Origin of the sequence: Cohnella boryungensis, from assembly GCF_042651945.1 — a bacterium.
Taxonomy (GTDB): domain Bacteria; phylum Bacillota; class Bacilli; order Paenibacillales; family Paenibacillaceae; genus Cohnella; species Cohnella boryungensis.
Genome location: NZ_JBHSED010000065.1, coordinates 54845 through 67521, shown reverse-complemented (window position 1 = coordinate 67521; position 12677 = coordinate 54845). Strand labels below are relative to the sequence as shown.

The 12677-nt window shown below is 56.9% G+C and carries 10 protein-coding genes; all 10 read right to left on the bottom strand.

What is annotated here, in order from left to right:
* Nucleotides 1-125: 125 nt before the first annotated feature.
* Complete coding sequence (locus ACFO1S_RS24020; protein ID WP_204602512.1) at nt 126-1271, bottom strand: metallophosphoesterase; 1146 nt, start codon at nt 1269-1271, stop codon at nt 126-128.
* Nucleotides 1272-1377: 106 nt separating this feature from the next.
* Nucleotides 1378-1944 (bottom strand): RNA polymerase sigma factor, encoded by a 567-nt coding sequence (locus ACFO1S_RS24015; protein ID WP_204602513.1) that lies wholly within the window; start codon nt 1942-1944, stop codon nt 1378-1380.
* A gap of 35 nt (nt 1945-1979) precedes the next feature.
* Nucleotides 1980-3173, bottom strand: coding sequence for an efflux RND transporter periplasmic adaptor subunit (locus tag ACFO1S_RS24010; RefSeq protein ID WP_204602514.1), 1194 nt, complete (start codon nt 3171-3173; stop codon nt 1980-1982).
* Nucleotides 3174-3199: 26 nt separating this feature from the next.
* Nucleotides 3200-6298 (bottom strand): efflux RND transporter permease subunit, encoded by a 3099-nt coding sequence (locus tag ACFO1S_RS24005; RefSeq protein WP_204602515.1) that lies wholly within the window; start codon nt 6296-6298, stop codon nt 3200-3202.
* A 308-nt stretch (nt 6299-6606) separates the two neighbouring features.
* Nucleotides 6607-7980, bottom strand: coding sequence for a sensor histidine kinase (locus ACFO1S_RS24000; RefSeq protein ID WP_204602516.1), 1374 nt, complete (start codon nt 7978-7980; stop codon nt 6607-6609).
* Entirely contained in the window at nt 7977-8657 is a 681-nt protein-coding gene (locus ACFO1S_RS23995) for a response regulator transcription factor (protein WP_204602517.1), read from the bottom strand. The genes ACFO1S_RS24000 and ACFO1S_RS23995 overlap by 4 nt, the downstream gene beginning before the upstream one ends.
* A 46-nt stretch (nt 8658-8703) precedes the next feature.
* Complete coding sequence (locus ACFO1S_RS28740; protein WP_465251305.1) at nt 8704-9300, bottom strand: RNA polymerase sigma factor; 597 nt, start codon at nt 9298-9300, stop codon at nt 8704-8706.
* A 35-nt stretch (nt 9301-9335) separates the two neighbouring features.
* Nucleotides 9336-10511 (bottom strand): ABC transporter permease, encoded by a 1176-nt coding sequence (locus ACFO1S_RS23980; RefSeq protein WP_204602519.1) that lies wholly within the window; start codon nt 10509-10511, stop codon nt 9336-9338.
* A complete protein-coding gene (locus ACFO1S_RS23975) occupies nt 10508-11215 on the bottom strand; it encodes an ABC transporter ATP-binding protein (RefSeq protein ID WP_204602520.1) in 708 nt (235 codons plus the stop codon). The genes ACFO1S_RS23980 and ACFO1S_RS23975 overlap by 4 nt, the downstream gene beginning before the upstream one ends.
* The gene (locus ACFO1S_RS23970; RefSeq protein ID WP_204602521.1) at nt 11215-12657 is read right to left on the bottom strand and encodes an efflux RND transporter periplasmic adaptor subunit; all 1443 of its coding nucleotides are present in this window, start codon (nt 12655-12657) and stop codon (nt 11215-11217) included. Before ACFO1S_RS23970 ends, ACFO1S_RS23975 begins: the two co-directional genes overlap by 1 nt.
* Between the last annotated feature and the right edge of the window lie 20 nt (nt 12658-12677).

Genomic DNA, 12677 nt, shown 5'->3' with positions numbered 1-12677 from the left:
ATATGACACAATATATAATGAGAATATTTTCAAATAGTGCATTACATTGAACGAATGAGGATGCAAAAAAGCCTTGCCCTATCTGCCTTCTGGCATTAGGGCAAGGCTTGCTTTCGCTTATTCTGTTATTGCAGCTTAAGGGTAAGCTTGATAATCTCGCTGCGGCTCCCGAGGCGGATGGGCGGCCCCCAGCTTCCGAAGCCGGAGGAAACGACGACATGCATCGCGCTTTTGCGCATATATCCCCAGTCCAATTCGAACAGCCGCTTCGTGAACAAGTGATTCGGCCAGAACTGGCCCCGATGAGTATGTCCGCTGAGCAACAAGTCGACCCCAGCCTCCGCAGCCTGGGCGAAACCGGTCGGCTGATGATCCATGAGCACCACCGGCTTGCCGAGATCTAGATTCTCGGTCAGCTGCTTGGCGCTCAGCCTGCCTCCGGCGGCCTCCGCAGTCTTGTCCTTGCGTCCGGCGACATAGAGCCGACCAGCGATATCGGCGCATTCGTCCCGCAGCACGCGAATTCCGATCTTGCTCATCTCCGCCACATATTGCTCGATGTGGCCACCGTAGTATTCATGATTGCCCAGTACGGCGAATACGCCGTGCTTGGCCCGCAATTCCGCCAGCAGGTCCGCCATCCGATTGCGCAGGAAGGGCTCCAGGGAATCGTCGATAACGTCGCCCGGAAGCAGAATCAGATCCGGCTTCATCGCATTCACACGGTCGACCAGTCGACGCAGATGCTTGCGTCCGACCAGATTGCCGAGATGAATATCCGAGGCGACGGCAATCGTCCATTCCCGCTGCTCCCCCGGCGCGGGCTTGTCCACTGGCAAGGAATGCTCCCTGACGACCGGGCTCCAGGCATTGCGGGACCCGACAAGCAGCAGCACCGCCAGCAGAACTAACACAGCGCCGCCTGCATAAACGATGTAATCGGCCACACGGCCGCCGGTCGTCCAGATCAGGAGGCGAACGAGATCCGTCAGCAGGAACAGAATAAGCCCGGCTTCCATTAGGAAAACATAATAGGAACCGATCACCTTCAGCAAACGTCCTGCCAGCTTCAGCGCTCCGGGCAGCGGAAGTCTTCCTCCCAGATAACCGAAGGCGATTATTGCGTAAGAAATCCAGAACCACGGAACCGAATACCCAATCCCCGCTGCGGCCAGCCATTCGGTTAAGCGCCAGCCGAGATAGAAATTGATTGCCGTATACAAGAGCAGCAACAGAGCGACAAAACTGACGACACGCGGTTGGATCTTCATGTGGGACCTGTTCCCTGCTTTCTCTATCAAATTCGAGAAAATTATAACATAGAACAAGTCCCGAACCGAAATCGGTCGGGACTTGTCTGAAGAAGAATGCGCCTGTTCAGCCTTCCGATAGAGCGGCCTGCGGGCGATCCAGCATGATCGCTCGCGTCCAGCGCTCTACCTCCAGTCGAATGACGCTGCGGTTCATACCCAATTCGCGCCGTCCTCGCAACAGCTCCCGCGTACGGAAGAGTACGGACTTCACAGCCGGAACCGTGCAGCCCAGATCATCCGCCACCTCTTGCATCGTGTAGCCGAAATAATTGAAGAGCAGCCAGATCTCGATGCTGCGACTGGGAAGCCGATCGGCCAGCCATTCCAGCGAGCCTCTGATTTCGGCGTAATCCTTGTCGCGGTATGTGGCATTAGGGGCTTCACTGACCGCTTGCCCCCTTCTCTTGCGCTTGCGGCAATCGTCGATCCACAGATTTTTGGCAATGCGGAAGAAAAAAGGCTTCATCTCCACGTATGGTTCTGTTTGAAGAAAAAACACGAATGATTTCAGCAGCGTATCCTGCAGCAGGTCCTCCGCATCCCATTTCGATCCCGTCAAATAATAGCAGTACTTTTTCAGATCGGGCAATTGGGGCGTCATCCATGTTTCGTAAGCCGCATTCGCATTCATGCGATCGTCCCCCTTTCACGCAGGCATTGACGATCTCAACCCGCTTCTATCGTCTGTCCGTCCGCAAGCGAGTGCTGGCCGGATACGATTAACCGCTCGCCCGCGCTGACGCCTTGAATCACTTCCTGGAACGGTCCGTTTACTCTCCCCAGCTTAACCTCGCGTTTCTCCGCTTTGCTTCCGCTCGCGACGAAGACGAACGTTGCGCGTCCCTCGCGAATGATGCTCAGCGAAGGAACGGCTACGACGTTCTCCTCCTCCTTCGTCGTAAGCTGCAGTTGGACGCGTTCGGTCGGCTTCAAGGCCCGGTCGGCATTGTCGCTTTCCAGCTCTAGGGCATACAGCCTCGTGGCTGCGTCCGGAACCTCCGCCAGATGCAGCACCTTCGCCTTGCGAGCCGCACCGTCGTCCGAGGCGGTAAATACAAGCTCCTTCTTTCCGCGAACCAGTTCAACCGCCGTCTCCGACAGCCACGCCTTCAGCTTGACCTTTGCCGTGCTTTGCACGATGCCGAACGGGCTGCCCGCCTGAATGGTCATGCCCTCGGTCGCCTTCACGTCCGTAAGCACGCCATTCGCGGGAGCGATCAGCTTGCCTCCGTTCCAGGCGGAATTCACCTGCTCCAGCGACAATCTCGCGGCTTCCACCTGGGCTTCGAGCGCAGCGATTCCCGCGTTGCCGTTCGCCGCGCTTAATTGCTTCGTCGCCGCCTGAAGGTTGCGCTTGGTCTCCTCCAGCGCCTCTTCCTCGGCGCCTTCCATCGTTTGCGCCTTTAATTGCGCTTCCAGCTTTTTGACCGTATTCGTCAGCTGCAGACGGCTGGCGGTTAAATCCGCCGACGAGGCCGCAAGGGAAGATTGCGCGCTTTTCAGCGTCGCCTCTGCCCGCTCCCGTTCGATGCGCGCGGATTTGCTCTCGAATTCCGCGATCACGTCTCCGGCCTGAACCCGCTCTCCGTTGCGCTTGTTCAGCTTCAGAAGAATACCTCCTGATTCCGAATAGATGTCTGATTTCATCGATGGGGCGATCTCGGCGATCTGCTCTCGCGGATTGCCCATGCTGGCTTTGCCGACTTCTTCGATCTTGAGGGTTGGCTTGCTCGGCTCCGCAGGCTCGCCTGTCTGAGTATTGGCTGCCGAGCATCCCGCGATCAGGGCTGCGCACAGCAGCAGTTGAGCAACCGTCATTGTTCTTCCGCGAGCGGCTTGCCGTTGTAATCGTGTTTTCATGTGCAAATTGCTCCTTTTGTGCGATTTTATATCCCGATTTCCGGCTTATCCGCGACAGGCTTGCGAATACCGAACAGACGCCCCATTCTGGACTTGAACGATTCCACCATTTCATAGGCGATCGGCACGACGACAAGCGTTAACAGCGTGGACGTGATCAGGCCGCCGATGACCACCACGGCCAAGCCTTTGGAGATTAGCGTCCCGTGCGAGAAGCCCAGTGCGAGCGGAATCATCGCCGCAATGGTCGCCCCGGCCGTCATGATGATCGGCCTTAACCGCACTTTGCCCGATTCGATCAGCGCATGGCGAACCAGATAGCCTTCCTTGCGCAATTGCTGCGTGCGGTCGAGCAGGACAATCGCATTCGTCACGACGATACCGATCAGCATCATGAAGCCGATCAACGACGTCACGTTAATCGAATCCCGCGCAATCCACAAGCCGAGCAGCCCTCCGATAATCGCGAGCGGCAGCGAGAACAGAATCGCGAACGGGGTACCCGCATTGCCGAAGCACAGCACCATGATCAAGTACACGATGGCGATCGCCGCGCCCATTGCCGCGAACAGCTGGCCGAAGCTTTCGTCCATCTCCGCCGAAACGCCGCGCGTCGTCGTCGTGACGCCCGCAGGCATGTCCAGCTTCTCCAGCTCGGCTGTCACCTGGGCGCTGATCGTCGCCTTGTCCGCCGAGTTGATCTTCGCCGTTATTTGCACCATCAGCTTCTGGGAATCCCGTTGAAGCGCAGTCGGCGCATCCACTTCCTCCAGCTTGGCCACCTCGTTCAGGTAGACGATGGAGCCGTCCGCGGCTTGCATCGGCATCCGGCCCAATTGGACGAGCGATCCTTTATCTTCCGGCGATAACTCGATCGCGGTCTTGTATACGGTATTGTCCAAGCGGATATTGCCCAGCTCCTGCTTGGCGATCCACATCGCCGTCAGCTCCTGGACTCTCGCAACATCCAGTCCGAACTGCCGGGCTTTGGCGGGATTAACCGTAATTTGCAGCTCTTTTTTCGCATCTCCCAGATTGTCCTTCACTTCCTGCATTTCCGGGAAATCCTTCAGCCTGTTCTTGATCGCAGCCGCCGCTTGCTCCAGCGTCGTCTGGTCCTCGCCGTAGATCACATAAGTAAAGTCCGTCGAGGAATATCCGCCTCCGCCCGCGAGCGAGCCCGGGAACACTTCGGAGCCTTGCGGCAATTGGGCGGCAATCAGATTCGTGTACTTTTCCTTCACTGCCACGGAATCGGCATTCGCATTCGCTTCGGTTATAATCTCAACGATGTACGGATACCGATCCTCGCTCGAATTGTAGCCGACCAACGCCTCCACGAACGTAAAGAGCGGTTCGCCCGATTCGTCCTTTGCTTCCCTCATCAGCGATTCAATCTGCTTGGCCTGAAGATCCGTCGTATCGAAGGAGGTCTCGTAGGGCAGCTTGATCGTAAAGTTCATCTGCGGATCAGGCTCTCCGTCAGGCATGAACGTCTTCGGCAAGCTCGGCACCGTGACGACGACCGTCATAATCAGGAGCAGCCCGGAGAACAGCAGCGTCTTGAAGCGGTTGTTCAGGCTCCATACGAGAATTTTCTCGTACAATTTGATTGTTTTGCCTTCCTGGTGCTCCTCGCTATGCCCGCCCTTCTTATCCTTTAGCACCATCAGCTTCGCCATCATCGGTATGACGGTCAGCGAGACGAGCAAGGAAGCAAGCAAGGCGCACGCGACCGTCACTGCAAACGGCCGGAAAAATCCGCCGATGACGCCAGTGACGAACGCAATAGGCAGGAATACGCCTACCGTAACGAGGGTGGACGAGGTAATCGCCATCGCCACTTGCCTGACGGCCATCAGAATAACGGACTCGTTCCTCTTCTGCGCTTTCTGCAGATTGGCATAAATGCTTTCAATGACGACGATACTGTCGTCCACGACACGCCCGACCGCGATAAACATGCCGCCCAGAGACATGATGTTCAGCGTGATGTTCATCGAATTCATGAAAATCAGCGTGATCAGGATGGACAGCGGAATCGAGACGATGACGATCAGCGTCATCCTGATGTTCTTCAGGAACAGCAAAATCATCAGAGAGGCCAGCACGATGCCGAACATGCCCTCGCGCAGCAAGCCGCTGATCGATTCCCTAACCTCGTCTGCGCTGTCGTACACGTTGTTGAACGTGATACCGGGAATGTCGGCCTCCCAACGTTCGATAAGCGCCTTGGTCGCATTCGAGAACTCTACGGCGTTCATCCCGCTCGATTTGTACAGATGAATGCCGATGGCGGGCATGCCGTCCATTCTTGCGATGAAATTGGAATCGTTAACGGCCACGATCTCGGCCAGATCCTTCAGCAGCAGCGTCTGTCCGCCGGGAGCCGCGATTTCCAGATGCTCCAGCTCGTACAGGCTGCTCAATTCGCCCTTCACCCGGGCAATCTGGGCATTGCCTTCGAACTTGACGACGCCGACGGAGCCGTTCGCCATTGCCGACTGTATGGCGGCGGTCACCTGAACGGGGCTCATACCGTATGTAGCGAGAGAGCTCGCGTTGAGCCGGATATCGAGCGATGTCGTGCGCGCTCCGATCGTATCGATATGATCGATGCCCGGTATCGATTCGAAGCCCGGCTTAAATTCCTTCTCGTAAAGCTGGTCAAGCTCCGTCTGGCTCATGGATTCGTCCGCGTATACCGCCAAATAATAGGCGGGGATCGAAGCGTAGCCAAAGGTCGATACTTTCGGTCGCGTAGCCTCGCGGGGCACGCTCACGTCTTGAATCAAGCTTTCAAGCTCCTGCTTCTTCTTGTCGATGTTCACGCGATCCTTGAATTGCGCGATGATCATCGACGAGCCGTCGCTTGAGGTCGAGCTCAGCATGTTCAGGTCCTCGACGTTGGCGATCTTGTCTTCAATCGGTTTGGTGACGAGGTTCATGACATCCTGAGGCGATGCCTGATATGCCGTCGAAATGATCAGGACGGGGAACGAAACGTCCGGCATATTCTCCACCTTGAGCGAGCTGCCCGCGAAGCTGCCCGCCCCGAACACGATTGCGATCAGGATCAGCATCGCCGCCACCTTGTTCATAGAAAAGCTGATAAGTCCTTTCAACAGGTTTACCTCCCGTGATATCGAATTGCTTCTATGTCGCAGCCTTGGGAAAGCTTCCTGGCCTGATCCTACTTTACTTCGCCAATATGAACAAACTATGACATGACGGGCAAGTCGCGGTTCGTCCATCTTGGCGAGCCGCCCCTCTCAGGAGAAGTTATCCGTCAGCTTCAGTATCTGCATAAAAAAACACCCTTTCGGGTGCAAAAGAAAGACGGCCGCTATCGCGATGCCCGAGAGGGACGCCGACTGCCGCGCAGTGTCTGCGAAGCGCCTCGATTCGGCCTCCGATGCCTCGGACGGCCGAATCAGCTATTCCGATGCGGCAGCGTAACCACAACAGTGGTTCCGCCATCCGAGTTGCCCTTCAAGAGAATCGAGCCTCGATGGCGCATCACGATTTTTTGGACAATGGCGAGCCCGAGACCGCTGCCGGCTTTCATTTTGTTATGCGAGGGATCTACCTTGTAGAATCTCTCGAACACCTTGTTCCGTTCCTCGATCGGGATTCCGACCCCCGTGTCCGACAGAATGACTTCAATAAGATCGGTATGCTTCTCGATTCGAATTCCGAGCCGGCCGTTCTCCGGTGTAAACTTGATCGCGTTGCCGATCAGATTGACCCATACCTGATTAAGCTGATCCTCGTCTGCGCTGATTTTCGTCTTGGGCAGCACTAGGCTCCATTCCAAGGATTTGGCCGACCATTGGGGCTCGCTGGCGACGACGGCCTTGCGAAGCTGCTCATCCAGATCGAAAACCTGCGGAACGAACGGGTGGTGCTGACTGTCCAGCGAGGCCAGCTTAAGCAGATTGTCGCTCAGACGGGACAATCGTTCGCTTTCGTTCTGAATGATGGACAGATAGCGGATCCGCTCCTCCTCCGATAGCCCGTTCTGCTGAAGAGCCTTGGAGAAGCCGGAGATGGAGGTCAGCGGAGATTGAATTTCGTGAGAGACATTCGACACGAAGTTTTGCCGCATCGTCTCCAATTGTCCAAGCTGGCTCGCCATATCGTTGATGCTCTGAGCCAGCCGTCCCAGCTCGTCCTTGCGCTTCGCCCATTTCAGCTCGATATCGAATTCTCCCTTAGCCATCCTGACCGCGGCTGCTTTCATTCCGAGCAGCGGCTTCACGATATACCTCGCAGCGACCAGAATGATCAGACCGCCGACCAGAAGGTTGATCGCGAGCGCGACAATAATCAAACGCGAGGTAAAGGCTGTCACCTTGTCCTGCGAGATTTGAATGAACAGCGCATACCGCTCGCCCGATTCCTCATAGGGAATCCCGACGACAAGCTCCGTCGGGGACACCTCCAGGCCGCGGTACGTTTCCCCGTTCAATACGGAGCGGACAACCTGATCCGTAATGATGTAGATGTCGGAGGGCTGCTCGTCGCCTTCTCCCGTCAGCTTGCCGGAAGCGTCGTACAGGCGAATGTCGTAATCGTCCAGCAGACTCCGCTCCTTCATTTCTTCCTTTGCCTTGACAATCCCGTTGTCGTTGAACAACGTCTGGATCGTCGTGACGTCTTGGAGCAATTCGTTCTGCAGCCTGTCCGCTATCTTGTCCCCGATGGACGACAGCAAGAATATCGTCAGGTAGTAGGTGCTGATCAAGCCGATGATGACCGCGAGCATATAGGACAGAACGACCCGCACATAAAGAGATTTGATCATTCCAGCACCTCAAGCTTATAGCCAAGCCCGCGCTTCGTTTCGATCGAGAATCCGCAATCCACCTCTGCGAACCGATCCCGGATTCTTTTGATATGTACGTCTACCGTGCGATCGTCCCCTTCGAAATCCGTTCCCCACACTTGCTCGATCAGGTCGTTCCTCGTAAAGATTTGACCGGGAAAGCTCGCCAGCTTGAACAAGAGATCGAATTCCCGCAGCGGCAGCTGAATGGGCGAAGCATCGACGACCGCCTCGTAGCGATGCTTGTCGAGCATCGCGTTGCCGACCTGAACCTTCATTAGAGACTGGATGCGATAGCGTCTCAGCAGCGATTTCACGCGGGCAACCAGCTCCAGCGGGTCGAACGGCTTCACCAAATAGTCGTCCGCGCCCAGATGAAAGCCCTTCAGCTTGTTGTTTGTTTCTCCCTTGGCCGTCACCATAAGCACGGGCATGTCCGGGTAGTCTTCCTTGAAGCTCTGGCACAGCTCCCATCCGTCCATCCGCGGCATCATCACATCGACGATCGCAAGATCGGACTTGCCGTCCCCAGCCGCTTCCAAGGCCTCAATCCCGTTGCTTGCGGCAATGACGGACAGACCTTCCCTTTGCAAATAAAACCGAATGAGTTCCACGATATCCGGGTCGTCGTCGACGATCAGGATGTTAGCTGCCATATCCGATGATCCTCCCGTATGCGAATTCCTCTTCTTAATACGGAATTCACCGGCTATCGGTTCCCGACATCATCTGTCGGATATCAGCCGCTTCGGACAATCGTGCATGACGGCGCGGGACCATCGTTCCACATCGTAGCGGATATGCTTGTTGCGGCGAGACAGCGCACTCCGGTTGCGCAGCATTTCCCTCGTTCGGTGAAGCAGAGATTTGACGGCGGATACGGTACAGTTCGTTTGCTCGGCTATATCCTGCATCGAATACCCGAAGTAATGAAAGAGAAGCCATGCGTTGATGTTCCGTCCAGGAAACCGCTCGGCCAGCCATTCGATCGCTCCCCAGAACCTCCGCATAGTCGCAATCCTCCCATTTGGCTTCCTTCTGCCAGCGCTCAATCGCCTTGCTTCTTCTTTGCTTTTTGCGGCAATCGTCAATCCAGAGATTTCTTGCTACGCGGACCATGAACGGCTTTAAGTCCGGACAAGCCATCCCCTCGTGAAGGAAGAAGAGCAGCGACTTCAGCAGCGTTTCCTGCAGCAAGTCCTCGGCATCCCACTTGGACCGTGTCAAGTAATAGCAGTATTTTCTGAGCTCGTCCAGATGAGGCGCCATCAGTTCCTCATAGCCGGGAAACGCCGCCATCCGCTTCCTCTCCTTCCCTGCCGTCACCGGCGGCATTATTCGAACCGCAGCGCTTCGATCGGCTTAAGCTTGGCCGCTTTGTTAGCCGGGAACATCCCGAACACGACGCCGATCGCCACGGAAAATACGAATGCGATGACGATCACGTTCGCCGAGAAAACAATCTCCATGTCGAACGCGGTGGAAGCTCCCTTGGCCGCGCCAACCCCGATGGCAATGCCCAGCAGTCCGCCCAATCCGCTCAGCGCCATCGATTCGATTAGAAACTGGATCAGAATGTCCCTTTTCTTGGCGCCGATCGCTTTGCGGATGCCGATTTCCCGCGTTCTCTCCGTCACGGAAACAAGCATAATATTCATAATCCCGATCCCGCCGACCAGCAGCGAGATTCCGGCAATGCCGGCAAGCGCGAGCGTTAGCGTGTCGGATACCGAGGACAGTGCGGACAAGGCATCGCTTTGGTTAAAGACGCGGTAGCTGTCCGTGCTGCCTCTGAAGTGTCCGCCTAAGGTCGTTTCCAGGCCCGCTGCCACCGAATCGATCAAGTCCGTCGATTGAGCCTGAACATAGATCGTTCTTACGCCCTTTGTTTTGAACAATCGTTCGAAGGAGGTCTCCGGGATAATGACCACTTCGTCATTCGAGCCCGTCGTGGAGCTCCCCTTCTCGGCCAGCACTCCGACGACCTTGTAACGGGTTCCTTGGATCAGCACGTATTCCCCGACCGGATCTGAGAAGCCGAATAGGCTCGTTGCGGTTGCCGAGCCGACTACCGCGACCTTCTGGTACATATCCAGATCGATCTGGGCAATAAATCGTCCAGAGGCTACTTCATAATCCCGGACCGGCGCATAGTCCGCGTTCGTGCCGACAACGCCGACGCTTTCGCTTGCGGTGCCGAACTTGACGGTCGAGCTTTGGGTGTTGACAGGCGCAAGGTATTCAATGCCCTCGACCTGATCGACGATGGCCGCCGCTTCCTCCGCTTTTAAGGTGTTCGTGGAGCCGCGACCCAGAATGCTCACCGTCAGCAGGTTGGTGCCCAGGCTCTGAACCTGCTCGGTGACCGATTTCGTCGCGCCTTGCCCGAGAGCGACAAGCGCAATGACCGCCGTTACCCCGATAATGATACCGAGCATCGTCAGAAGCGAACGGAGCTTGTTGGACAGAATGCTCTTCATCGCCATTTTGAATGCCTGCAGGAAGCTCATCCCGGTTCTCCTCCCTCTTCCTCCAGCATGCCGTCCTTAATCCGCACGATCCTTTTCGCTTGCCGGGATACGGCCAGATCATGCGTGATCAGCACAATCGTATGACCCAGGGCGTTCAGCTCGCGAATGAAGCCCATCACTTCGACGCCAGTCTTCGTATCCAACGCTCCTGTGGGCTCATCCGCCAGCAGAATCGGCGGATTGCCCGCCAACGCCCTCGCAATCGCGACCCGCTGCTGCTGACCGCCGGACAGCTCGACGGGACGATGATGAATTCTTTCCTCCAATCCGACCTTGCCCAGCGCTTCGATGGCCTGCTGCCTTCGCCGCTTCGCCGGAATGCCCCTGTAGATCAGCGGCAGCTCCACGTTCTCGATTGCGGTCAGCCGGGATAACAGGTTGAAGCCTTGGAAAATAAAGCCGATCTTGCGGTTGCGAATTTCCGCCAGCTTGTTTTCGCGCAGTCGGCTCACCTCTTCGCCATCCAGCCAGTATTCGCCGGAGCTCGGCGTATCTAGGCAGCCGATCACGTTCATCAGCGTCGACTTGCCGGACCCGGACGGCCCGACGATCGCCAGAAAATCCCCCTGCTCGACCGTAAGCGACACCTTGTCTAGCGCGTGCAGCGTTTCCCCTCCCATGCGATAGATCTTGCTCAAGCTATGGATTCGGATAAGCGGTTCCGTCATCGGTTTCGTGGCCATCAGCGCGCACCGCCCGCCCCTGCTCCGCCGCCGGAAGATTGCCGTCCGCCATTCCCCCCGAAGCCGCCTCCCGGCATGCCGCCGCCTGCTCCGCCCACGAAGCCGCCTCCGCCTATGCCCGGAAAACCGCCTTGCATGCTTTGGCTGGAGCTTGAGCTTCCCGTCACCGCCGGTAGAACGACAACGTCTCCTTCTTGAAGGCCGGACACGATTTCGATGCTATCCTCGTTATTGATGCCGATCTCCACCTCGACACGCATCGTAGACGTCGCCCCGACGGTCGCGCTCGCCGTGCCTCCCGATCCGCGATTAGCCATAAACCGCTCGCGCATCGCCGCTCTTTCCTCTTCGCTCATCGACTGAAACCGCTCAGCGTTGTCATTCCGCCCTTGAGGCATTTGCCCCGGAACGCTCCCTCCGCCTTGGTCTCCCTGGGAAGACTGCCCTTGCCCCTGATTTGGCTCCTGCTGCGGAGCCTCCCGACCCGGCCCTGCCGAATTCCCCTCTGCTGAGCCCGGTGTTCCGGCTGCCGCACCGACCGGCGTGAGCACGAAATACTTGCCTTGCGAAGACTGTACCGCTTCCACAGGAACATACAGCGCATCGGCTTTCTGGGCAGTAAGGATGCTCGCTTCCGCCGACATGCCCACCATCAGGTTGTCGATCTCCGTCAAAGCGACGGTGACGTCAAACGAGGCTACGCCGTTGCTGGAGCTGCCCTCGTCTGCAATGGAGACGACCTTGCCGGTGAACTTCTCGTCCGGGAGCGCCTCCACGAGTATTTCCGCCGATTGATCGAGACGAACCTTCGGGATGTCCAATTCGTCGATGCCGACAACCATCTGCAACTGTGCGTAATTCACGATCTCCCCGATCTCCGAATTCGGATTCAAGACATCGCCCGCGTTCACCTTGAAGGAGGTTACTGTGCCTCCGATCGGCGAGACGATGGGGTCGACTCCCTTGTCCGCTTTCAAGTCGGCGATATCCGCCTGCGCGCTTTCGATGTCCAACTGCTGCTTCTGGATGCTTAACGCGATCGCTTCCCGGGCTTCATCGTCACCCGCCTGCTTGAACTTGGTTTGCAAATCCGCAAGCTCCAGCTTTTTTTTCTTCAGATCGATCTCCTTGCTTCTCACCTGACTGGCGTTGTCTTCTTCCTCGTAGGTAACCAGAACATCTCCCTTGCGGACAATATCCCCTTCCTTGACATGGACCTTGAATGCCGTCCCCGAGCTGCCGGCCTTGATCGTCTCGCGGGCGGAAGGCTGGATCGTTCCCGTTCCGCTGACCTTGACCTCGATCGTTCCCTTGCGCACCTTCGTCGTCGGCAGAGCGGGCGCTGTCTCCACGTCCTTCATATTCCAGTAACGAAGTCCTGCCCATACGCCCGCAGCGATTGCGATTGCCGCGACTACCGACCATAGTATCCTTTTCTTCATCCGACCTGTTCACCTTCGCT